Below are 21,169 nucleotides of genomic sequence, written 5' to 3' on the forward strand. Positions count from 1 at the left end.
GCCAGATGCCGCCGACACCCTTCCCCCCGCCCCTGGAAGAGCTCGGGGACACCTGGGCCGACGGCCGGGTCAGCGTCGCCGGCGAGCATCTCGCGTCGAACGCGGTGATGCGGCGTCTCGCCGTCGCCTACGAGGCGGCGGCCACCCATGGTCACGGCCCTCGTATCACCCTCGGGCTGGCTCCCCACACCCGGCACGAGATCGGGCTCTTCGCCTTCGCCGTCGCCGCCCGACGCCGCGGCATGGACACCGACTACCTGGGTGCCGACCTTCCCCTCGACGACTGGCTCGGCGTCGTCGACGATCCCGATCTCGCCGCCGTCGTGCTCGCGATCCCCACCACGGCCGACATCCCCTGCGCCGACGAGGTGATCACCGCCCTGTGCGACCGCCGCCCCGATCTCGTCGTGGCCGGCGCCAAGACGCTGGCCACCGTGATCTCGCGGACGCCGCCGTTACCGCCCGGGGAGTCGAGCAGAACGCGGTGACGACGCTCAGCTCGCATCGGCGAGCCGAACGTCGTCGACCGGTATCCGGCCTCCCGGTGAGTCAGCTCTTCACGGAGCCGCTGGTCAGACCCGCGACGAGGTACCGCTGAGCGGCGAGTGCCAGGAACACGATCGGGATGGTCAGGATCACGATCCCGGCCGCCGCCTGTTGCAACTGCGGCAGCGACTGGCCGACCTGCGCGGCGAGGAAGACCGGTGCGGTCTGGGCATCCACGTCGGTGAGCACGGCCGGCAGCATGTAGGACTGGAAGGCCATCAAAAAGGTGAGGATGCTTGCGGTCACCAGGCCCGGGCCCATGACAGGCAGGATGATCCTGCGGAACGCGCCCCACCTGGTGCAACCGTCGATCATTGCCGCCTCGTCGAGCTCGTTGGGGATCGCGGCGAAGAAGTTCCGCAACAACCAGATCGTGAACGGCATGTCGAGGGCGATGAAGGCGATCGACAGACCGATGCGGGTGTCGTAGAGCCCGAACCGCGTGATCAGGTCGTAGAAGGGCAGCATGACGGCAAACCCCGGGATCGCACGGAACAGCAGCGCGACCGCGAGGATGAGGGCACTGGTCACGCCTCCGAACCGGCTCAACGCGTACGCCGCCGGCGCGCCGACCAGCAGCGTGACCACGACCGAGATCGCCCCGACGACAACCGAGTTCATGACGAACCTGTAGAAGTCGGTCTCCAGCCACAGGCTGCGGAACGCGTCGAGCGTCGGGGTGTAAAACACCTTGGGCGGGACGCGAACGCGTCGATCAGCGGCTTTGTCGCCGACATGAAGGTCCAGATCAGCGGGAACACCATCGCCAGCGTGACGATGACCAGTGCCCCGGTCACCAGCACCGTGGTTCGCCGTTCACGCCGGTCCCGCCCACGGTTGCGCGGCGGCCCCACCACGGGAGTCGTCGATTCGATCAGGTCGTCCGTCGCAGTCATCTGGCTGCTCATGACCCCTCCTTGACTTCGCGGTAGACCTGCCGCACGAAGGGCGCGATCAGGACGAACATGACCAGCAACATCAAGATGTTTACCGCACTGCCGAGACCGAGATTCTGCTGGTCGCGAGCGAACGCGTTCTGGAACACATAGAGGTTGACCGACTGGCTACCGACCGCCTGAGCGTTCGGAGCGAGCGGAATGAGCGCGTCGAAGAGCCCCAGTCCGCCCATGATCGAGGTGAGCGTGAGGAACCTGACCATCGGGCCGAGCATGGGGATGACGACGTGCCACTGTCGCTGCCACCAGTTGGCTCCGTCGATGGTCGCGGCCTCGAGCTGCTCCTCGGGGACCCCCTTCAGGGCACCGAGGAACACCAGCATCATGAACGGCAGCGATGCCCAGGTCGCCGCCATCAGCACGAGCGTACGGTTGGGCCACGTGCTCGTGAACCACTGAACGGTCTGGCCGGTGAGGCTCTCGATGCCGAGGTTGACGAGACCCCCGAAGCTGTCGTCGAAGAGCCACGAGAACGCGGTCGCACCGATCACCGCCGGGATCACGTACGGCGTCAGCAGGATCCCGAGGAAGAGCGACTTCCCGCGCCGAGCACGGTGCATGAGCAGCGCGAGACCGTACCCCAGGGCCAGCGCGAGCACCGTGTGCACCACCGCGAACCCCACGGTGAAGAACACCGCGGTGTGGAAGGTCGAGTCGGTGAGCACCCGCTGGTAGTTGTCGAACCCGATCCATTCCCCGGGCGTCCCGTACTGGACGCTCTGGAAGCTCCAGACGATCGAGTAGACCAACGGCACCGCCAGCAGCGCCACCATCATGATCAAGCTCGGGGTGACCCCGATCGCAAAGTCCCTGCGTTTCATCCGTGCCTCCTATCTGTGAACAGGGATCGACGCCGACGATCAGTCGGTGAGTGCCTTCTCGGCCGACGCCGTGCTCGCAGCGAGCGCCTCGTCGACGGAGGTCTGTCCGATGATGGCCTGCAGCAGCAGCGGCGAGGTCGCGTTCTGCATGTTGCCGAGCCAAGTCTCCATCGGCGGAGTCGCCGCACCACCGGCCAGTGCCTCCTGGACAGCCGCTGCGTACCGCGTGTTCTCTTCGGTAGCGATGCCCTCACGGGCGGGGAAGGCTGCGGGCACGGCCTGGCTCGACGCCTCGGCACTGACGGATGCCGCCATCATGCGGAACAGCAGGTCCGCATCGATGTCGGTGTTCGCCGGGATCGACCATCCGTCGACCGAAACCGTGGACGCGATCGGGCCGCCCTTCTCGAGCGCCGGCGGAGCGGCGAAGGCGAAGTTCTCGGCATAGGGCGTGAGCTTGGGGTTGCTCAGATCCGCCATCCGCCCCGAGTACATGATCGCCATCGCGGCCTTGCCGTTCATCAGCTGCTGCTGGACACGGGGTTGGTCGAACGCGGCGACCTCGGGATCCATCAACGGACGCAGGTCCGCCAGGGTCTGCAGGGCGGTCTTCGCCTCAGGCGTGTCGAGCGCCGGCTTCTTGGTCTTCGGGTCGAGGTATCCCCCACCTTGGGCCCGTAGCAGCTGCTCGAACATGGTGGAGGAGTTGTCGGCGAGCGGAAGCGCGAGCGGGCTCTTGATCTCGCCCGCGTCCTGGATCTTCTCCGCCGCCGTGACCATCTCGTCATAGGTCGTCGGCGGCTCGAGGTCGAGCTCCTCGAAGACGTCCTCCCGGTAGACCAGCGTCATGACGTTGGACATCGTCGGCAGGGCGTAGAGCTCGCCGTCGTACGACATCCCCTCGAGCATGATCGGGTCGAGCTCGTCGAGACCGTACTCGTCGGCGTACTTGTCGAACAGGTCACCGAGCGGCATCAGCTTCTCGGTGCTGGCATAGCCGGGCACCGCGCCGGAGTACATCCCGATGATGTCGTAGGTGCCCTGCCCGCCCGCGAGCGTGGTCGCGGTCTTCTGATACTGACCGGCGAAGTCGATCGGGGCGTGCTTGACCTCGACGCCGTCCTTGGAGCAGCTCTTCACCAGTGCGTTCGAGAAGGGGTCGGTCGCCGAGGAGTTGTAGGAGAGGAGACTGACCTTGACGTTACCGGCGCCCGACACGTCGCAGTCGACCGCTTTGATGTCGCTTCCGGCCGACTGCGATCCGGCACTGCAGGCAGTGGCCACGGAGACGAGGGCAACCACGGACAGGATGGCCGCGGGTTTGAACGAACGGATGATTGCCATGACGATTCGACCTCCAAGGTCTGGGTTATGCATCCGTATACTTAGCCTTCGTCACCTAATTGTCAATAGAAAAGAACGCAAAACTGCATCCGTATTCATTGCGGATCGAACGTCCGGTTCAGCTCGATGCAGCGTGCGTCGCCCGACGCACCAGCTCGGTGGGCACCGTCTCGTGAACGGCTTCCACCGACGGGCCTCCCGACAGCCTCTGGACGATGCGCTGGGCGGCGAGTCGCGCCATCAGCACGAAGTCGACGCGGACAGTGGTCAGCTGAAAGCAAGGCCATCCGGCCACGTCGAGGTCATCGAACCCTACGATGTCGACATCGCCAGGCACTTCGAGCCCCATCTGACGGGCTTCGTTGAGCGCCCCGACGGCCAGGATGTCGGTGACGCAGAAGACGGCCGTGGGCGGGTCGGCCTGCGTCATGATCCGCCGAAATCCGGCACTTCCGTCCTCATAGGCGAATCGTCCGCGCGAGACCCTGCGGGGCGGAAGGTCGAGCCCGAACTCGTCGAGCGCGGCCCGGAAGCCAGCCTCTCGATCCCTCGAGCTGCTCGCCTGTTCCGGCCCCAGGATCGCGCCGATACGTCGATGGCCGCATTCGTGCAACAGACGCCCGACCGCGGCCCCGCCACCACTGTTGTCCGCGGTCACGCTGTCGGCATCGATCAGCGCGCTGACACGGTTCATCTGGACGAACGGGAACCCTTTCCCATGGAGCATGTGGGGAAGTGAGGAATGGAGCTCGGACGTGGTGAGGATCGCCCCGTCGACCGAACCGTCGAGCAGCCGCTCGTACGCCGACATCTCGTCGCCCCGCTCGGCGAACACCACCATCCGGTAGCCCAGATCCATCAATGCGTCGTGCACCGGGGCCACCAGGCGGGGGTACAGCGCGTTGTCAAGGTCCGCGACCATCGCGATCTGATGGGTCGATCGCGTCGAAAGACTGCGCCCGACCTCGCTGCGTACATAGCCGAGCGTGCGGGCGGCCTCGGCCACCTTCGCCCTGGTCGCCGCCGAGACACGATGGTCATTCCGCAACGCCCTCGATACGGTCGCCTGAGAAACGCCCGCGAGCCTGGCGACGTCATGACTTGTGACGGCCATCGTCCACTCCTACCGGTTTCGGTCCTTCGCACGGACTGTCGCGATCGGCAGTCTCGGCGATGAGAATACGTGTGCCAGACACGTTGCGTCCCGAACAGCGATCCTTCGCGTGTCTCATGAGCGCCGATGAAGGCGTCAAGCGACAGGACGAAGCTCACCCTCTTGACAGTCGAGTGCATACGTATGATTATCCGATCATGCCACACGTAGGGGCCCCCGAGCCCACTCTGGACCCGTCCGCTCACCGCCCGTTCGCCAGCGTCGAGGAATACATCCTGCGGTGCACCGACGAGATCTGGGTCGATCGCGGCGTCGGCCTGATCGACACCGCCTACTACGACCCCGAGGTACGCATCCACGGCGCGTTCGGCACCTCCGTTGGCCTGGCGCCCGTGCTCGCGGGGACCACCCAGAGCATCGCGTCCTACCCCGACGAGGTGGGGTTCGGCGAAGACGTGGTCTGGGAGCCGCGTGGGTCACAGTCGTTCATCTCCTCCCACCGCGTCTACAGCACGGGCACGAACACCGGATGGACCAGCTATGGCCCTCCCTCCGGCCGTCACTTCGAGAAGCGAGCTCTGGCTCATTGCCTGGTGAAGGACGGCAAGATCATCGAGGAGTGGGTGGTTCGCGACGAACATCGACTCGTGACGGATCTCGGCCACGACCCACATGAGGTTGCCCGCCGGTTCGCTGAGCGTGGCGACTGGCAGCCGCTCGAGCTCGGTGACCTTCCCGAGGATCCGATCCGGACCGGGGTCTCCGGCGTACGCGACTCCGAGACCGCCCCTGCCGAAGGTCAACGCATCGTCGAGATGTTCGACCAGATGTGGAACGCCCGCCGGCTCGACCGGATCAGTGACTTCTACGACCGCGACGTCGTGCTCCACACCTCGCGCGGTCGCACGTTGCAGGGACTGCGACAGGTCTCGACCGAGACTCTCGACATGCTGGCCGCCTTCCCTGACGCGCAGCAGCGGATCCTCGATGTCTGCATCGACGACCACCCGCAGCGGGGGCAGCGAGCCGCCGTGGTGTGGCTGCTCGAGGGGACCTACTCCGGCTACGACGTCTTCGGGCCGGCGACGGGACTGCCGATCCAGCTGCTCGGCGCTTCACAGCTCGTCCTCGAGCACGGCAGGATCGTCCGCGAGTTCCGGGTGTACGACGAGCTCGCGCTCGCCATCCAGATCGAGCAGGGCCGCCTGCGGTCGACCACTGCCGGTTCCTGACCTGACCGGATCCGGGCTGAGACGCCGATCTCCGGCGCCGTCGGTCACCAGGAGGTGGCCGTCGGCGCCGGAGATCGGTAGCGGTGGACGAGTCGTCTGCAGCGACCGTCGCTGCTCTCAGACGACCCAGCGGGGCTTCGCCCGGTCGACCAAGTAGGTCAGATCGTCGAGGACGTCGTACCCCATCTGCTGCGCAATGTGCAGGGTGTCGATCATGACCCAGTTGTCGATGATCTTGTTCTGGTCGTCGAGGCGATACCAGTCAGCGACCCGCATCTCGATGCGCCGCCCGGTGGGAGGCAGACCCAGCCACTGGCCGCCGGTGTGGTGGCCGTGCAGCGAAGGCCAGCCGCCGGTGACCCCGAACAGCCCGTCGCCCGCCTGGATGTAATGACCCGGCGCATCCTCGGCGCCGCCCTCGACCCGCTCGAATCCGGTCCTGTCGGGGAACGCTTGGATGAACAGGGCCCCGTGATAGTCGTCGAATCCTCGTTGACCTCGGGTCGACCCGATGCCCGCCGGGCCGTACCAATTCATGTTGCAGTGCCAGTGCGGGCTGTGCTCGACCGTGGCGACGTGCTCGGCGAGGTCCTCACCGTCGCCCAGGCCGTCCTGCATCTCCCGCACGATCAGCATCGTCGTCGCACCACGTACGTTGTCGACGGTCGCACCAGTTGCACCGGTGTCGATCGGGGGAAGAGGCCACTGCTCGGCGCTGCCGGGCATCTGGCGGAACGGGTAGTAGCCGGCCTGGCGCATCACGTCGACGACGTCGAGGAGGATGTAGAGCTTGGCGATCCGACCGTCGACGACAACCGCGTTCGTACCGAACCGGAGGTACGTCAGGCCGTGCGTCGCCGGGATCCCGCACCACGGCGCGGCCAGCGTGCCGAGCACGTGACCGAGCGTCGAGACGACATCGCGGCCCTCGTACGTGTCGGCGATCGCGATCCCGATCCGCTGCTCGTAGTCGGGGAACGAGGCACGCAGGGGTTCGAAGAACCCTTCAGCGGCTTCGTCCACTCCGTTCAAGGTGTTGAACGGATGGAAGACCTCGAAGGTGGCCTCCGGGTGGCAGTGCTCCGCGAGCACCGCTCGGCTCGCGCCCGGCGCGGCGGCCGCGAGTGCGTGCAGCATGCGGGTGACCAGCTGCTTGTCTTCTTCGTGCGAGCTCATGCGTGTGCCTCCACTTCGGTTGATGCTCGACGCGCCACCACGTCCGCGAGACTGTCGACGACGAAGTCGATCTCGGTCTCGGTGACGGTGAGTGGCGGCGCGAGCCGGATGGTGCTGCCGTGGGTGTCCTTCGCCAGTACGCCGAGCGCGGCCAGGTCCTCACAGACCTGCCTGCCGGTGGCGACCGCGGGATCAATGTCGACGCCGGCCCACAAGCCGACGCCCCGGGTGGCGATCACTCCGGAGCCAACCAGACCCGCCAGCCGGCGGTGCAGGTGGGCGCCGACGCTCGCAGCGCGTTGTTGGTAGGTGCCGTCGGCGAGCAGCTCGATGACGGCCCGGCCGACCGCACAGGCCAGCGGGTTGCCGCCGAAGGTGCTGCCGTGGTCCCCCGGCCGCAGCACCGCGAGCACGGACGCGTCCGCGATGACTGCCGCGACGGGCATGATCCCACCGCCCAACGCCTTGCCGAGCAGATAGACGTCAGGCGACACGTCCCACAGGTCGCAGGCAAAGGTCGCTCCGGTACGGCCGAGGCCCGACTGGATCTCATCGGCGATCAGCAGGGCGCCGTGCTCGTCGCAGAGGCGGCGTACGTCGGCCAGGTAGCCCTCCGGCGGGACCACCACACCGGCCTCGCCCTGGATCGGTTCGATCAGGACGGCCACTGTGGTCTCGTCGATCGCGGCGGCCATCGCGTCGGAATCACCGAACGCCACCTGGCGAAACCCGCCGGCGAAGGGGCCGAACCCGGACTTCGCCTGCGGGTCGGTGGAGAACCCGACGATGGTCGTGGTGCGGCCGTGGAAGTTGCCGTCGGCGACGACGATCGTGGCCCGGTCGACGGGGACGCCCTTGACCTCGTAGCCCCACTTCCGCGCCACCTTGATCGCGCTCTCGACAGCCTCGGCACCGGTGTTCATCGGCAGCACCATGTCCTTGCCCGCCATCTCGGCCAGCTCCGCACAGAAGTGCCCCAGCTGGTCGTGGTGGAACGCCCTGCTGGTCAGGGTGATCCGCTCCAGCTGAGCCTGGGTGGCCGCGACGAGCGCGGGGTGACGATGTCCGAAGTTGAGCGATGAGTAGCCGGCGAGGCAGTCGAGGTAGCGCCGTCCGTCCGCGTCGGTGACCCACGCACCTTCACCGTGGGAGAGCACCACGTCGAGCGGATGGTAGTTGTGGGCGCCGTGTCGCTCCTCGAGCGCTATGGGCGACGTCAACGAGCACCGACCTGCGCGAGCAGAGCGACCTCGTTGTACTCAACCCACTCGGCCGTGACCAGATCGCCTCGGACATGGATGTGGTGCAGGCACATGACCGACACCGGACGCTCCTCTCCGGCAGCGTTCGTCGCGGTCCCGGTCACGCGGTAGCGGACCGCCACCCTCGAACGCTGCGGGCTGTCGTCGTTCCAGTAGAGCTCGTCGAGCTCCAGACGCAGATCGGGCAGCAGGTCCAGCCAGCGCTGCACCTCCGCCTTCGCGCCCTCCGGCCCGAAGCCGAGACGGGTCGTGCCGAAGGAGTACGGCGCGCCCGGCGCGTAGTGGCGGTCCGCGACCGTGAGGTCGCGACGGTTGTAGAGACCATCGAGCACCTCCCGCACCACCGCGCCGGCGCCGTCGATCACCCCAGGCATCGCGGGAACCGTCGCTCCGAAGCTCTTGGTCGTGGCGGCGGCCTCGTCTCCGAGAGGCATCTTGGACCGGCGGTTGTTGGCCACCGATTCCTCGAGCGAGAACCCGAGCTGCTCCACGAAGGCCTTCCCGTTGCCGGCGGCCCACTCCTCGACGTACTGGTCCCCGACGACGATGCAGTTCGAGATCGAGCTGTTCACGAGCTTGCGCCCGGTCGGCTCCCCCAGGCTGCTGACACCGTCGTGCGTCCCACGTGCGATCCACCGCATCGAGGTGCGGTAGCCCCGCTCGTCGTCGCCGGTCCAGATGGTGTCGTCGATGATTCCGTAGTAGTCGGAGAATCCACGACGGCGGTCGATCGTGTCCCGGGTGACGACGGCCTCTCCGACCATGTCACCGCCGTCGGTCCAGATGATCGTGCCGGGCAGGTACCAGTTGGGCACCAGCTCGGGCTGCTTGTCGTTCCAGATCTGGTAGGTCGTCCGCTCGACGAAGTCGACGATGTCCACGTAGGGGTAGCCCGCCATCGAGGTGGTCGCGTGTGTTTCAGCCATTGACATTCCTAGCTCTCGTTCGGGTGGGACTCGTTCGGTGGGACTCGTTCGGGTGGGACTCGTTCGGGTGGGACTCGTTCGGGTGGGACTCGTTCGGGTGGGACTCGTTCGGGTGGGACTCGTTCGGGTGGGACTCGTTCGGGTGGGAAATGTATGTGGCGCCCGCCTGCGCCCAGTCGCCGAGGCAGCGGTCGATCGCGGCCTGGGCGTTGAGCACGACCAGCTGAGCACCGCTGTCGAACGCGGCGCCGACGCCCTTCGCATCCGATGCCAGCGCGAGAACCGGCGCGCCGGCCTCCTGCGCGGCCGCCCACACCTGACGACACGCCACGTCAGCGGCGCCGGCGTCGTACCCGAGGGTGGCCCCCAGGTCACTGAGGCCAACCCAGAGCGCATCGACCCCTTCGGTGCCCGCGATGGCCCCGGCGTTCTCGACGCCTTGGGCGTCCTCGACCATGGCGACCACCACGGTGCGCCGAGCCGCGTCGGCTGCGTGCTCCGACCCCGCGGCCTTCCCCCACCGACCTGCCGGCGTATAGGTCGCGAACCCGCGATCCCCCAGCGGGGGGTAGTGGGCCGCACGGACCGCATCGACGGCTTGCTCAGCCGACTGGACATGCGGAACGACGATTCCTTCAGCGCCTGCATCGAGGACCCGCAGCGCCAGCGCGGCCTCGCCACCACCGATCCGGACGATGGTCGGCAGACCGACCGCGCGGGCGGCGACAACATGGTCGGCCAGCACCTGCTGGTCGGCGAATCCGTGCTCGGTGTCGAGAAGGACGAAGTCGTAGCCGTTGTGACCGGCCATGTCGATCAGCATCGTCGCCGGCGTGCGCACCAAGATGCCGAGCAGCCGCTCGCCGCGAGCCATCCGCTGCTTGAGCGGCACGTTCTCCTCGCGGTTCATCGGGCCACCATCCCCGCCGACAGGTCGATGTCCGCGGCCGTCAGGCCCGGCATCTGCAGCATGGCGACGAGCGCCTGGCCGACCTCGTCCTCCTCCACCATCCGCCCGAGCGCCGAGCGGCCGACGAACGCCTGCTCGGCCTCGTCGCGGCTGACACCGGTGCGCTCGGCCTCCAGACGGAAGTTGCGCTCCATGCGCGGACCCTTCACCGGCCCCGGCGAGAGGGTGTTCACCCGCACCCCGAACGGCCCGGTCTCCGCCGCCAGGGTCGTGGTCAGGCCGATCACGGCCATCTTCGAAGCGCAGTACGGCGTACGCCGCGCCAGCGGGCGCTTGCCACTGACCGACGCCACGTTGACGATGTCGCCAGCACCCGCCGCGATCATCGGCGGCAGGAACGCCTGACACATCAGGAACACCCCACGCACGTTGGTCGCGAAGACCGCGTCCCAGTCGTCGGGATCGATGTCGACCAGATCCGCCACCGGCCCGGGAACACCGGCATTGTTGACCAGGATGCTGATCTGCTCGTCGTGGAGCGTCTCGGCGAGCTCCGCCACTGACCCCGGATCGGCGACGTCACATGTCTCGATCCGGCACCGGTCCGCCGGGGCCTCGATCTGTTGGCGTGCCGCCTCGAGCTTGCTCAGGTCGCGGCCGACCAGGATCAGCCGAGCTCCTGCTGCGTACAGTCGCCGCGCCATCGCCTGGCCGAGGCCGTTCCCCGCACCGGAGACCAGCGCGGTGCGCCCCGCGAACGTCCCGCTCATCGTTCGGGCGCCCAGGGCAACGAGCCCTCGCCGTACTTCGCGGCGCGGACGTCGCCGGACCTGGCGTGGCCCTCGAAGAGCTCCACGCGGCTGGCGCGTCCACAGACCTCGCCGAGCAACGCCGAGGACGCGGGGTCGCTGACCTCCTGGTAGGTGACGGTCTTGAGGTACTTACCGACCCACAGGCCGCCGGTGTAGCGTGCGGCTCCCTTCGTGGGCAGCACGTGGTTGGTGCCGATCACCTTGTCGCCGTAGGAGACGCAGGTGCCCTCGCCCAGGAACAGTGCGCCGTAGTCGCGCATCAGGTCCAGCGCCTTCCTCGGCTCGGCGGTCAGCACCTCGACATGCTCGGAGGCGAAGGTGTCCGCGAGGGCGTACGCCTCCTCCAGGGAACCCACCACGTGGACCTCACCGTGGTCGCGCCAGGCCGGCTCGGCGAAGTCGCGGGTCGGCATCTCCGGGAGCAGCCGGTCGATGTGGTCCATCGCCTCGCGCGCGACGCGCTCGCTGGTCGTGATCAGCACCGCCGGGGAGTCGGGGCCGTGCTCGGCCTGGCTGAGCAGGTCGACAGCGACCACGAACGGGTCGGCGTCATCGTCGGCGATCACCAGGATCTCCGTCGGACCGGCGAACAGGTCGATGCCGACCTCCCCGAACAGCTGACGCTTGGCCTCGGCGACGTACGCGTTGCCGGGGCCGGCGATCAGGTCGACGCGCTTCATGCTCGGCGTGCCGACCGCCATGGCGGTCACTGCCTGGACGCCACCGAGCAGGTAGATCTCGTCGGCACCCGCGAGGTGGGCAGCTGCGACGGTCGCCGCCGGGATCTCGCCGCGGATCGGCGGCGTGCAGGCGACCACCCGCTCCACGCCGGCGACCTTCGCGGTGATGATGGTCATGTGGGCGGAGGCGGTCAGCGGATACCGGCCACCTGGGATGTACGCGCCCGCGGCGGCTACCGGCACATGGCGGTGGCCGAGGGTCACGCCGGGAAGCGTGGTGATCTCGACGTCGCGCATCGACTCGCGCTGAGCGGTGGCGAAGGTGCGCACCTGCTCCTGGACGAAGCGGATGTCGTCGATGACCTGGGCGGGTACACCGGCCACGATCTTCTCGATCTGCGACTCGCTGAGCCGGAACGACGAGGGCGTCCAGCTGTCGAACTTCTCGGAGTAGTCGCGCACCGCGTCGTCACCGCGCTCGCGGATGTCGCTGATGATCGACTCGACGGCCTTCCGCACCTCGACGGTGCTGGTTCCGGCGTGGATGGTCGGGTTCGCGGACTTCAGGACTTCAGTCATTTCGGGCTCTCCGTGTGGTTGGGGCAGGGGTCGTCAGTGATGGTGAGGCTGCGACGGGTGCTGTCTCGTGCCACCACGCATTGATCGTCGTGGCCGCACCGATGGGGTCCTCGATGGTGAGGAGATGGCCGAGTCCGGGCAGAACTCGAAGGGTGGACGACGGCAACGCCGCCGCAATCTCCTCGTGCCGCTCGACCTGGCAGAGGAGGTCTCGCTCCCCCGCCACGACGAGGGTGGGCGTCGGCACGACCTCGAGCGCCGGCCGGACGTCGCCTCGACTGTGCTGGACGGCGAGCTGGTCGAGATAGCGGTCCGCTCCGACCGCCTCAGCCATGGCGACGGCCCGGTCGACCCGAGGGACCGTAGCCCCCTCGGGAGCCCACATGGTGATGGCGTGGTCCTTGACGACCTGGTCGAAACGTCCTTCGCGCACCCGCTGCGCGGAGGCGTCCCAGGCAGCGCGCTGGTCGGCCCGCGAGGAGCGGGCGTTCGTCGAGACCAGCACCATGGCCGCAAGCGCGTCCGGCTCCTGCGCTGCCGCGGCCATCGTGACGATGGCACCGAGCGAGAGGCCGATCACGCCCACCGGCCCCGGGACCCACTCCACTTCCAGCAGCAGGTCCCGGGCGGCATCGGCCAACGAGCGGCCGGACAGGTCCAGGTCGCGACACTCCCCCACCTCGAGCCAAGGGTCCATCGCCGTGAACACCTCAGAGGTGCAGAGCATGCCTGGCAGGCGCAGCCAGGTCATGCCGTCCGAGCCGTCGTCCATGAACAGCTCAGTCGTCGAGCGTGGAGTAGCGAACGACGTCCCAAGGGGCAACGTACCCCGCGGCGTCGGGGGCGTATCCCTTGTCCAGAGCATGCCGTGCCGCCTCAGCCGGCCACTCCAGTCGGACCCGTCCGTCACCGCTGTTCACGATGAGCATCTGCGCCTCGTCGTCCAGAGCGACGAAACGCCGCCAGGCACCGCTCGGCACCGACACGGTGTCGTAGGGCTCGAGCTCGATCTCGATCTCGTCGCCGCCCTCGTTGAGCACGATCTGCCACCGACCGCGGTATCCCATGAGGACCTGCGTCTCCTCATGTCGATGGCGCAGCATGCCCTCGCCTGTCGTCGCACGAAGCCAGGCCGCGTTGAAGCTGTGCGGGTAGTGGATCGGCGGGATCTGGTCGCGGTCCTCGGTCATGCCATATCCGATGACCGTCGCCAGCTCGGCGCCACCTCCGGGGAGGTCGCTGCACAGGAACGGTCGTTGGCTCCACGACAGATCCCGCTGCCTGACGACCCGCTCCTCCATCTGCTCGGCGGTCCAACGGCGCAGCCGGTCGATCTCGGCCTGAGGCATCGGCGGGACCAGCTCCGCATCGTCCGGCCGCGGGTCACCCGCATCGGTGTCGACGAGCTGGTTGTCGACCGTCAGGTAGAGACCGTGCTCCGCCGCTTCACGAAGCACGGAGGGGCCCCAGATGATGCCACCGGTGTTGTCGAGTCCGAGGATGGTGAACAACCAACCGTAGTCTCCGCCCACGTTGGTGAATCCTCTGAAGATCCACGTCGGGACGCTGACGATGTCGCCCTCTTCGCACAGGAACTCACCGTCCGAACCGTCCGCACCCCATCGCACGCGCCAGCTGCCCTGCCAGTTGAGGAACACCTCGGCAGTGAAGTGGAGGTGCAGGTTGTTGACGACGCCGTCCGGCATCGCGGCCGCGCCGATGTTGAATCCGTGGGGCTCCCTGAGGTTCACAACCTGTTCGGCGCTCTGGGTCACGCCCGGCCCGATGATCGAGTAGTTCTCCTTCGTGTCGCTCCCTGGCGTCTTGCAGTCGATGAACGCCTGGTTGCAGCTGACGTAGTCCGCGCGCCGGATCGTCCGACGAGCAAGCTCTGATCCCTCGATGATCACTCAACATCCTCCCGTAGCTTCAGTGGCGTCGAATGTATACGTATGTACCCGGGCTCGTCAAGGCCTCTCAACCACCATCATTGAGCTGTTCACCCAGCTTCCCGATAGCCCGTCCATGAATGTCCCGCATGAATGTCCCGGCTCCGGACGACTCGGCTCCGGATTCCGTGCGCGGCGAGGATACGTATGCCAACCCCGCTGGCCGCCCGCGGATCCCGACACGACTGAAGCCACGTGGATCAATTCGAGTTCGACGACATCACCCATCTGACGACCGCGACAAACTGGCCTGGGGACGGCTGCTACCGGACCGACCCCTAGGGTGAGTCGGTACTGGCCAACTTCGCCTCCGCCGCGGCCAACTCAGCCTTCACCCGCGCCACCCATGTCGAGGAGCACTTCTCGACATGGGTTTGCCCCCAGCAAAGAGGTTTGTTGGAAGCACTCTTCGGTGATAGTAAAAGTAGGGATGGCTGACGTGTTCAGGCCTCCCGTCGGAGCCTGGAACCGAAACGTCCGAATCTGCTGCGGTGGTGCGTCATTCCGTAGCCGCGTAAGCAGTGGTACCGATGCTCTGTTCGATGCTTTCCTCACCACGCCGCTCATGCCGCGTCGGCCTCGGCGGTGCTTCCATCTTTTGGCTCGTCCTCCTCGAGTCGGTCAAGCACGTCCTCCTGCTCCTCGTCCAGACCCTGCAAAAGCACCGAGAAGTCTGGTGCCTCTGCCCGACCCGTTGCCTGGACCGCCAGCATGACCTCGTGCCGCACGGTTACGTCTGGCTCGACGTAGAACCCCTCGGTGATCGCGCTGGAGGTGTGACCCAGGTGGGTGGCGGCCGCATCGAGACCGTGCTCCCGAGCGATGATGGTCGCGACGGTGCGGCGATACCACCGCGGTGAGATCCCAGAGTCCTGCAGATCGGCGAGCTCGAGGAAAGCGCGGAACGTACACCTGAAGTTGTACATGCTCAGCACCCCGCCCCGGCGGTTGTGGAAGACCGTGTTCTCCTGGTCGCCCGGCCCCATCTCCTCGAGTCGGCGCCGAATCACCTCGGCGGCGAACCCAGCCACCGGGATCCGCCGGCGAGACGCATGGGTCTTGGGATGGTCCTGCCGGAAGGTGCCCTTGCCCTGCTCGTAAACCAGCGTCCCGCAGATCTCGATAACCATGCCGCTCTTCCCGTCCCTCACATCGACCGGCCGGAACGCCAGCGCCTCACCCGGCCGCATCCCGGTGCCGAGCATCACCTCCAGCGCGTCGCGCACGTTGCCATCGGGCTTGGGCCCTTCACCCCTGGCCCCGTACGCCACTCGTTGGCCGCCTTCCGGATCGCCACGATCTGCTCCGGCGTGAGCGCCTGCGGCTTCCCCTTCGGCTTGGCCAGCGGCGGGGTCGCCTCGACCGGGTTCCGCACCATCCCGTCGTTTCGGATCGCGAACTTGAACAGCTGGTTGAGCAAGGTGCGCGAGTGCTTGGCCATGGAGTACGACACTGCGTACTGCTGCTGCAGGAACGTCTCCACCCGCCCGGTTGTGATCTCCCCGAGCGTGTACGCCTCGAAGAACGGCATCACGTGCACCCGCAGGTCATCGCGGTAGTTCTCCTTGGTGTTGTTCGCGATATCACGCCCGGCGAGCTCCTGGAGCCACAGATTGGCCAGGTCCGGGAAGGGGCTGGACAGCGAGAGCAAGCCGCTCGCCCCGAATCCAAGGCGCTCCTTCAACCGCTCCCGGTGCACCGCCTTTGCCTGGTTGCGCGAACGCGAGGTGGCCTTGGCCTCGCGAACCTTTCCGTCAGCGTCACGGACCCGGCATCGAGCACGGTAGCGCCGCGGCGCCAATCGCTTGACGTGGATGTCACCGTGAGTGCCGATCGCCATGCGTGGGCGGCCGGCCATCACGCATCGCCCCGGTGTCGATCGGCGTCCTCTTCCTCGAGCCTGGCCAGCCAGGCGTCGATCTCGGAGCGCCGGAATCGTAGACAGCGACCGATCCGGAATCCGACCGGTCCGCGGCCCTGCGTGCGCAGGTCGTAGAGCGTCTGGACACGCACCCCGAGCTCCGCGGCCAGATCCTTGATCGAATAGGACGCCTCGAAGGCGCCATGGACGACGTTGTCGACCTCACTGTCACGGACGTCGTCGTGCCCAGCATCGGTCGTGGTGAGAGCTCTGGAGGTCTTCATGCACCAGAGGTGCACGCCCGTCTCCGAGCTGATTCGCAGCCGTCCGAGACAGCGCGCAGAGGTTCCGAAACCGGAACGATAAACGCGACAAATACGGGTCAGGGCCATGTTCAAATCCTTCAGTTAGGATTCAGAACACGGCCCTGACCTGGTGTTTCGGTGGAGGTGAGGGGACTCGAACCCCTGACCCTCTGGAGCGTCCTCGGCCACGCTCGCCAGTTCGAATTGGTTCGATCCTTCTCGCCTCAACACCATCCTGACCTGCAGCGATGTGTCGAGTCGATGGCATTGACGTCCACAACGTTACCATCCCGCCTCGACCCCGCCAGAGCCCTCTCGACTGATCTCGTGCCGACTTTATGGCCACCTTCTGGCTACCGGATCAAACCGGGGCGCTTCAACTCGAACCGGTGACCACAAGACCCAGCGAACTGGGGCATCGTGGTATCCCAAAGGCTACGGGGCTACCTCTTCACCTGGAAGACGGCGCGGCCGCCGGAAGCGCCCCAGCCGCCTGGACTCTGCACCGATGGTGGTGTCATCGCCGTGTCCGGTGTGCACGACAGTGTCGTCGGGCAGCGCGAAGAGCCGCATTCGGATCGACTCCTTGATGAGGTTCTCGTCGGAATAGGACCGCCCGGTAGCGCCGGGACCACCGTTGAAGAGCGTGTCACCGGTGAAGATGCACCCGAGGTCGGGTGCGTAGAGGCAAACCGCCCCCGGTGCGTGACCAGGTGTGTGCAGTACCTGCAGGGTCGTATCTCCGACCTCGATCAGCTGCTCGTCGACCAAGCTCTCGTCCCAGGGGCGTTCGGGGTGTGTGAGCTCCCACAGCGGCTTGTCGTCGGGGTGCAGCATGATCGGCGCGCCGACCTCGTCGCGCAGCGCCGGCGCGACCCGCACGTGGTCGTCGTGGGCGTGGGTGCAGACGATCGCTTTGACCTCGCGGTGGCCGACGACAGCCAGGATGTCGGCGACATTGTGGGGCGCGTCAATCACGATGCACTCCCGGTCGTCGCCAACTACCCAGATGTTGTTGTCGACGTCGAAGGTCTGGCCGTCGAGGCTGAAGGTGCCGCTGCTGACGCCGTGGTCCACTCGGGCCCGAGTGGGGTCCGTCATCAGAACACCACCACCGAGCGAAGCACGTCGCCGTGGTGCATGTGCTCGAATGCTGCCTCGATGTTGCCGATGCCGATCTCCTCGGTGACGAACGTGTCGAGGTCGAGGCGGCCCTGGCGGTAGAGGTCGACAAGCAGCGGGAAATCACGGTTGGGTAGGCAATCGCCGTACCAGCTGGACTTGAGTGCGCCCCCGCGGCCGAAGACGTCGATGAGAGGGAGGTCGGGGATCTTCATGTCCGGCGTGGGAACACCGACCAGAACGACGGTGCCGGCGAGGTCGCGGGCATAGAACGCTTGCTTCCAGGTCTCTGGGCGACCGACCGCGTCGATGACGACGTCGGCGCCGTCGGCGCCGTCGAAGTACTCGCCGCTGATTCGTTTGATCTCCCCGACGGCGTCGGCCTGGCTCGAGTCGATTGTGTGGGTGGCGCCCATCTTCTTCGCCGTTTTGAGCTTCTCGGGGTCGATGTCGACAGCGATGATCGGGCTTGCGCCGACCAACGCGGAGCCGGCGATCGCAGCGACGCCGACGCCGCCGCAGCCGATGACGGCGACCGACTTGCCGCGGCTCACGGCACCGGTGTTGATCGCCGAGCCGATGCCGGCCATGACACCGCAGCCGAGCAGCCCAACGGCGGCTGGTCGGGCGTCTGGATCGACCTTGGTGCACTGTCCGGCCGCGACCAAGGTCTTCTCCGCGAAGGCGCCGATGCCGAGCGCCGGGGACAGCTCGACCCCGGAATCCGGTCCCTCGGCCAAGGTCATCTTCTGGGTGGCGTTGTGGGTGTTGAAGCAGTACTGGAGGTCGCCGCGCTTGCAGGCCCTGCACTCGCCGCAGACCGCGCGCCAGTTGAGGACCACGAAGTCACCCGGTGCGACCCCGGTAACGCCCTCGCCCACGGCCTCGACAACGCCAGAGGCCTCGTGTCCCAGTAGGAATGGGAAGTCGTCGTTGATGCCACCCTCTCGATAGTGCAGGTCGGTGTGGCAGACACCGCAGGCCTGGACCTTCACCAGCGCCTCACCCGGACCCGGATCCGGGACGTTGATGGAGACGACCTCAACGGGCTGACCTTTCCCACGGGCGACAACAGCTCGTACGGTGTGGGGCATTTGCTTCCTTTCGAGATGGTGGCCGGCGTTGACACGCCGCCTCGGTATGGCGGCGCCCAGCGGGGGCCATAAAGAGTGGGCTTGCGATCGGAATGGGGCTGACATTCCGTTGAGCGCGCTATCTCACAGACGTGCTCGCTCCGCTCGGAACAGGCACCAGATAGACACCGGACCGGAGCGAGCTGGTCCGGCGGGTTCGGGTCGCGCGGCACAACTCGGCGGGGACGGCCGCTGCGGAGACGTCGCTCGCCGTCAGGGAAGCTCGAGCGTGACGCTCGCGCCTTCTCCGAAGGCGCGCGTGACACAGGTACACAAGAGGCGGCCTTCGGTGTGCTGTTCAGCGCTGAAGAAGACATCGCGGTGATCCAGGCCGCCGCGCTGATCGAGAACCTTGACCTGGCACAAGCCGCACTCGCCCTTACGGCAGTCGTACATCATGTCGAAGCCCGCGGATTCCAAGGTGTCAAGGATCGACTGGTCCGCCGGCACCTCAATCTCGACTCCCTGCGTTGGGAGCTTGACGGTGAAGGACTGACTCGGGTGGCGACCGCTTGCACCGAACGTCTCGAACCGGAGATCGCGGGAGTCCCGTCCTTGAGTTGCCCAGGATGCCCGCACTGCTTCCATCAGGCGCAACGGCCCACACATGTACGCCATTGCATCCGCTGGACAAGCACTCACCCATGCCTCTACGTCGAAACGCCCGTCGCGGTCGTCCAGATGGTCCTGGAACCGGTGCCCGTGAAGGGTCTCGAGTTCCTCGAGGAATGCCAGCCGTGCAGGTTCCCGACCGACGTAGGTCAATGTGTAGTCCGCGTTCTCCATCGCTGCTTGGCGGGCCATCGCGAAGAGGGCCGTGATTCCAATGCCACCGGCGAGCAGACGCACGGGCCGCCGGCTCCCGGCGTAGCTGAAGTTGTTGAGGGGCTGGGTGATAGCCAGGCGTGCGCCCGTCTCCAGCGTGTGCATGTATGCCGAACCGCCTCGCGACCTGTCGGCGAGTTGGACGGCGATGGTGAGCGTTGCTGGGTGACGATCAGAGCGCCTCACGACCGAGTAACTGCGGGTGTCGATGCGTTCTCGAATCGGCACGCGGACGTCGATGTGGCTGCCCGGATCGGGCCGAGGGACCAGCGACTCGTAGCGCAGGGTTATCGCCCGGACTCCCTTGGCTTCGTCGCGAACGTCGACGACAGTTGCCCACGACCAACGCTTCTGGTTTGTTGCGCTCACTCCCGTCCCGCCTCCTGTGAGCTCGCGGGCGGCAGGTCGGACTCGGCCGCAAGCATCTCCTTGATCATCCGGCGCACCCACATGCCACCCGCGTCGATGTTGAGGTTGTAGAAGTCGTAGCCGGGGTTGGTGTCGATCGCCTGCTGTTGCGCATTCAGCATCGTCTCGTCCTCGAAGAACACCTTGCTGACGCCCTCGCGCAGTTCGTTGGTCACTCGCTGCCGGTCGATGGCGAAGTTGCGAGCGATAGCCCACAGGTACCGAGCGGTCTTTGGGCCGGTGGGGCACATGGTGTTGAGCACGTACCCGTTGACGCCCTGGCTGCGGTCGCCTTCGGGCGCGCCAGTGCCTGCGATGGCGACACCGACGTCGATGCAGATGGTGGCCGGTGCCTGGTACCGGATGATCTGCCACCGGTCGACGCGGCCGTCGTACTCGGGGTACTTGACCTTGAGCAGGTTCTTCCACAGCGGCGGCGGCTCGATGTCTCGCATCCATCTGGTGACGGTGACCTGACGGGTCTCCTTGTCGTGGACGGTGTCGAACTCGGCGTTGCTGAGCGCGTCGTTGCCGATGCTGGAGGTGTGGATGAACTCTTCGTGGGTCAGGTCCATCAGGTTGTCCAGGATGAGCTGATACCCGGCGTCGACCTCGATGACCTTGCCATCCGCGGCCCACTCTGGATCGTCGTTCCAGTGGATGTCCGGGATCAGGTCGGGGTCAGCCTTGCTTGGATTTCCGGGCCATACCCACACGAAGCGGTGCCGCTCCACGGTCGGGTAGGACTGCACGCCGGCACTTGGGTTAATGGTCTTCTGCGCCGGCATGAAGGTGCATCCGCCCTCGGTGTCGTAGCGGATACCGTGATAGCCGCACTCGACGTCGTCGCCGCAGAGCTTGCCCATCGACAGCGGAACGAGGCGGTGCCAGCACGCATCTGCGAGGGCGACCGGCACACCCGCAAGGGTGCGGTAGAGCACCACGGGCAAGCCGGCCACCTTGAACGGGGCCAACTGTCGACCGACTTCGGTGTCGTACGCCGCTGCGTACCAGGCGTCCATTGGCCATTCGCTCGCCGCGATGTCGGTGAGCGCGTCGAGGTCGGCCTCGGGCTTGGGCCCGTGGTCGGTGCTGCGGACAGTCATGCGTAATCCTTCCCATTTGCTCCGTACACGTACTAGCATGGCGTGATCATGCTCACATAGTCAATGTTTGAGCGGACGATCTGCTGGAAATTGAGGAGCGGG

The 21,169-nt window shown here is 66.7% G+C and carries 22 protein-coding genes; 2 read left to right on the forward strand and 20 right to left on the reverse strand.

The genetic code is table 11. From position 1 onward, the window contains the following. The first annotated feature begins 5 nt into the window (after nucleotides 1-5). Entirely contained in the window at nucleotides 6-488 is a 483-nt protein-coding gene (locus BJ988_RS17715) for a cobalamin B12-binding domain-containing protein (RefSeq protein WP_179659199.1), read from the forward strand. A 61-nt stretch (nucleotides 489-549) separates the two neighbouring features. Here BJ988_RS17715 and BJ988_RS17720 read toward each other — a convergent pair whose 3' ends face one another. The 5 genes from BJ988_RS17720 to BJ988_RS17740 all read right to left on the reverse strand — a co-directional run bounded on the left by BJ988_RS17720 (nucleotide 550) and on the right by BJ988_RS17740 (nucleotide 4,781). Continuing rightward, nucleotides 550-1,167, reverse strand: coding sequence for a carbohydrate ABC transporter permease (locus tag BJ988_RS17720; protein WP_179659200.1), 618 nt, complete (start codon nucleotides 1,165-1,167; stop codon nucleotides 550-552). Further along, nucleotides 1,164-1,454: a hypothetical protein gene (locus BJ988_RS17725; RefSeq protein ID WP_179659201.1), complete on the reverse strand. Its 291-nt coding sequence runs from the start codon at nucleotides 1,452-1,454 to the stop codon at nucleotides 1,164-1,166. The genes BJ988_RS17720 and BJ988_RS17725 overlap by 4 nt, the downstream gene beginning before the upstream one ends. Continuing rightward, nucleotides 1,451-2,323 carry a carbohydrate ABC transporter permease gene (locus tag BJ988_RS17730; RefSeq protein ID WP_179659202.1) on the reverse strand — a complete coding sequence of 291 codons (873 nt, stop codon included), beginning with the start codon at nucleotides 2,321-2,323 and terminating at the stop codon, nucleotides 1,451-1,453. Before BJ988_RS17730 ends, BJ988_RS17725 begins: the two co-directional genes overlap by 4 nt. Before the next feature lie 39 nt (nucleotides 2,324-2,362). Then, on the reverse strand, nucleotides 2,363-3,667 hold the full coding sequence (locus tag BJ988_RS17735) for an ABC transporter substrate-binding protein (RefSeq protein WP_179659203.1): 1,305 nt from the start codon (nucleotides 3,665-3,667) through the stop codon (nucleotides 2,363-2,365). A gap of 118 nt (nucleotides 3,668-3,785) precedes the next feature. After that, nucleotides 3,786-4,781, reverse strand: coding sequence for a LacI family DNA-binding transcriptional regulator (locus BJ988_RS17740; protein ID WP_179659204.1), 996 nt, complete (start codon nucleotides 4,779-4,781; stop codon nucleotides 3,786-3,788). Nucleotides 4,782-4,978: 197 nt separating this feature from the next. Here BJ988_RS17740 and BJ988_RS17745 point away from each other — a divergent pair, with 197 nt between their 5' ends. Then, entirely contained in the window at nucleotides 4,979-6,013 is a 1,035-nt protein-coding gene (locus BJ988_RS17745; protein ID WP_179659205.1) for an ester cyclase, read from the forward strand. Between the two features lie 117 nt (nucleotides 6,014-6,130). On the opposite strand, the gene BJ988_RS17750 is transcribed toward BJ988_RS17745, so the two are convergent. The 15 genes from BJ988_RS17750 to BJ988_RS17820 form a co-directional block, all read right to left on the reverse strand. Then, entirely contained in the window at nucleotides 6,131-7,189 is a 1,059-nt protein-coding gene (locus tag BJ988_RS17750; protein ID WP_179659207.1) for a nuclear transport factor 2 family protein, read from the reverse strand. Further along, a complete protein-coding gene (rocD, locus tag BJ988_RS17755; RefSeq protein ID WP_179659209.1) occupies nucleotides 7,186-8,409 on the reverse strand; it encodes an ornithine--oxo-acid transaminase in 1,224 nt (407 codons plus the stop codon). The genes BJ988_RS17750 and rocD overlap by 4 nt, the downstream gene beginning before the upstream one ends. Next, the gene (locus tag BJ988_RS17760; RefSeq protein WP_179659211.1) at nucleotides 8,406-9,377 is read right to left on the reverse strand and encodes a nuclear transport factor 2 family protein; all 972 of its coding nucleotides are present in this window, start codon (nucleotides 9,375-9,377) and stop codon (nucleotides 8,406-8,408) included. Before BJ988_RS17760 ends, rocD begins: the two co-directional genes overlap by 4 nt. Further along, entirely contained in the window at nucleotides 9,370-10,287 is a 918-nt protein-coding gene (locus BJ988_RS17765; RefSeq protein WP_179659212.1) for an HpcH/HpaI aldolase family protein, read from the reverse strand. Before BJ988_RS17765 ends, BJ988_RS17760 begins: the two co-directional genes overlap by 8 nt. Next, nucleotides 10,284-11,057, reverse strand: coding sequence for an SDR family NAD(P)-dependent oxidoreductase (locus tag BJ988_RS17770; protein ID WP_179659214.1), 774 nt, complete (start codon nucleotides 11,055-11,057; stop codon nucleotides 10,284-10,286). Before BJ988_RS17770 ends, BJ988_RS17765 begins: the two co-directional genes overlap by 4 nt. Continuing rightward, nucleotides 11,054-12,358, reverse strand: coding sequence for a histidinol dehydrogenase (gene hisD / locus BJ988_RS17775; RefSeq protein WP_179659216.1), 1,305 nt, complete (start codon nucleotides 12,356-12,358; stop codon nucleotides 11,054-11,056). Before hisD ends, BJ988_RS17770 begins: the two co-directional genes overlap by 4 nt. Continuing rightward, nucleotides 12,351-13,130, reverse strand: coding sequence for an alpha/beta fold hydrolase (locus BJ988_RS17780; protein WP_179659218.1), 780 nt, complete (start codon nucleotides 13,128-13,130; stop codon nucleotides 12,351-12,353). Before BJ988_RS17780 ends, hisD begins: the two co-directional genes overlap by 8 nt. A 7-nt stretch (nucleotides 13,131-13,137) precedes the next feature. Then, entirely contained in the window at nucleotides 13,138-14,268 is a 1,131-nt protein-coding gene (locus tag BJ988_RS17785; RefSeq protein WP_179659219.1) for a cupin domain-containing protein, read from the reverse strand. 602 nt (nucleotides 14,269-14,870) lie between these two features. Further along, complete coding sequence (locus BJ988_RS17790) at nucleotides 14,871-15,533, reverse strand: tyrosine-type recombinase/integrase (protein ID WP_179659221.1); 663 nt, start codon at nucleotides 15,531-15,533, stop codon at nucleotides 14,871-14,873. Beyond that, entirely contained in the window at nucleotides 15,512-16,165 is a 654-nt protein-coding gene (locus BJ988_RS17795; protein WP_179659222.1) for a tyrosine-type recombinase/integrase, read from the reverse strand. Before BJ988_RS17795 ends, BJ988_RS17790 begins: the two co-directional genes overlap by 22 nt. Then, nucleotides 16,165-16,452 carry a helix-turn-helix transcriptional regulator gene (locus BJ988_RS17800; protein WP_179659224.1) on the reverse strand — a complete coding sequence of 96 codons (288 nt, stop codon included), beginning with the start codon at nucleotides 16,450-16,452 and terminating at the stop codon, nucleotides 16,165-16,167. Before BJ988_RS17800 ends, BJ988_RS17795 begins: the two co-directional genes overlap by 1 nt. A 456-nt stretch (nucleotides 16,453-16,908) precedes the next feature. After that, a complete protein-coding gene (locus BJ988_RS17805; RefSeq protein ID WP_179659225.1) occupies nucleotides 16,909-17,574 on the reverse strand; it encodes an MBL fold metallo-hydrolase in 666 nt (221 codons plus the stop codon). Next, nucleotides 17,574-18,689: an S-(hydroxymethyl)mycothiol dehydrogenase gene (locus tag BJ988_RS17810; protein ID WP_179659227.1), complete on the reverse strand. Its 1,116-nt coding sequence runs from the start codon at nucleotides 18,687-18,689 to the stop codon at nucleotides 17,574-17,576. The genes BJ988_RS17805 and BJ988_RS17810 overlap by 1 nt, the downstream gene beginning before the upstream one ends. Before the next feature lie 252 nt (nucleotides 18,690-18,941). Then, nucleotides 18,942-19,922 carry a 2Fe-2S iron-sulfur cluster-binding protein gene (locus BJ988_RS30560; RefSeq protein WP_179659228.1) on the reverse strand — a complete coding sequence of 327 codons (981 nt, stop codon included), beginning with the start codon at nucleotides 19,920-19,922 and terminating at the stop codon, nucleotides 18,942-18,944. Continuing rightward, the gene (locus tag BJ988_RS17820; protein ID WP_179659229.1) at nucleotides 19,919-21,067 is read right to left on the reverse strand and encodes an aromatic ring-hydroxylating dioxygenase subunit alpha; all 1,149 of its coding nucleotides are present in this window, start codon (nucleotides 21,065-21,067) and stop codon (nucleotides 19,919-19,921) included. Before BJ988_RS17820 ends, BJ988_RS30560 begins: the two co-directional genes overlap by 4 nt. Nucleotides 21,068-21,169 lie beyond the last annotated feature (102 nt).

This window comes from Nocardioides panzhihuensis, assembly GCF_013408335.1.
GTDB classification, from domain to species: Bacteria; Actinomycetota; Actinomycetes; order Propionibacteriales; family Nocardioidaceae; genus Nocardioides; species Nocardioides panzhihuensis.

What these genes read in the sequence shown, in the direction of transcription:
- BJ988_RS17770 (WP_179659214.1), bottom strand. Translation starts at nt 11,057, where the DNA reads ATGAGCGGGACGTTCGCGGGGCGCACCGCGCTGGTCTCCGGTGCGGGG.
- BJ988_RS17805 (WP_179659225.1), bottom strand. Translation starts at nt 17,574, where the DNA reads ATGACGGACCCCACTCGGGCCCGAGTGGACCACGGCGTCAGCAGCGGC.
- BJ988_RS17725 (WP_179659201.1), bottom strand. Translation starts at nt 1,454, where the DNA reads ATGAGCAGCCAGATGACTGCGACGGACGACCTGATCGAATCGACGACT.
- BJ988_RS17730 (WP_179659202.1), bottom strand. Translation starts at nt 2,323, where the DNA reads ATGAAACGCAGGGACTTTGCGATCGGGGTCACCCCGAGCTTGATCATG.
- BJ988_RS17735 (WP_179659203.1), bottom strand. Translation starts at nt 3,667, where the DNA reads ATGGCAATCATCCGTTCGTTCAAACCCGCGGCCATCCTGTCCGTGGTT.
- BJ988_RS17750 (WP_179659207.1), bottom strand. Translation starts at nt 7,189, where the DNA reads ATGAGCTCGCACGAAGAAGACAAGCAGCTGGTCACCCGCATGCTGCAC.
- BJ988_RS17820 (WP_179659229.1), bottom strand. Translation starts at nt 21,067, where the DNA reads ATGACTGTCCGCAGCACCGACCACGGGCCCAAGCCCGAGGCCGACCTC.
- BJ988_RS17765 (WP_179659212.1), bottom strand. Translation starts at nt 10,287, where the DNA reads ATGAACCGCGAGGAGAACGTGCCGCTCAAGCAGCGGATGGCTCGCGGC.
- BJ988_RS17760 (WP_179659211.1), bottom strand. Translation starts at nt 9,377, where the DNA reads ATGGCTGAAACACACGCGACCACCTCGATGGCGGGCTACCCCTACGTG.
- BJ988_RS17780 (WP_179659218.1), bottom strand. Translation starts at nt 13,130, where the DNA reads ATGGACGACGGCTCGGACGGCATGACCTGGCTGCGCCTGCCAGGCATG.
- BJ988_RS17795 (WP_179659222.1), bottom strand. Translation starts at nt 16,165, where the DNA reads ATGGCCGGCCGCCCACGCATGGCGATCGGCACTCACGGTGACATCCAC.
- BJ988_RS17800 (WP_179659224.1), bottom strand. Translation starts at nt 16,452, where the DNA reads ATGAAGACCTCCAGAGCTCTCACCACGACCGATGCTGGGCACGACGAC.
- BJ988_RS17745 (WP_179659205.1), top strand. Translation starts at nt 4,979, where the DNA reads ATGCCACACGTAGGGGCCCCCGAGCCCACTCTGGACCCGTCCGCTCAC.
- BJ988_RS17720 (WP_179659200.1), bottom strand. Translation starts at nt 1,167, where the DNA reads ATGAACTCGGTTGTCGTCGGGGCGATCTCGGTCGTGGTCACGCTGCTG.
- BJ988_RS17810 (WP_179659227.1), bottom strand. Translation starts at nt 18,689, where the DNA reads ATGCCCCACACCGTACGAGCTGTTGTCGCCCGTGGGAAAGGTCAGCCC.
- BJ988_RS17715 (WP_179659199.1), top strand. Translation starts at nt 6, where the DNA reads ATGCCGCCGACACCCTTCCCCCCGCCCCTGGAAGAGCTCGGGGACACC.
- BJ988_RS17740 (WP_179659204.1), bottom strand. Translation starts at nt 4,781, where the DNA reads ATGGCCGTCACAAGTCATGACGTCGCCAGGCTCGCGGGCGTTTCTCAG.
- hisD (WP_179659216.1), bottom strand. Translation starts at nt 12,358, where the DNA reads ATGACTGAAGTCCTGAAGTCCGCGAACCCGACCATCCACGCCGGAACC.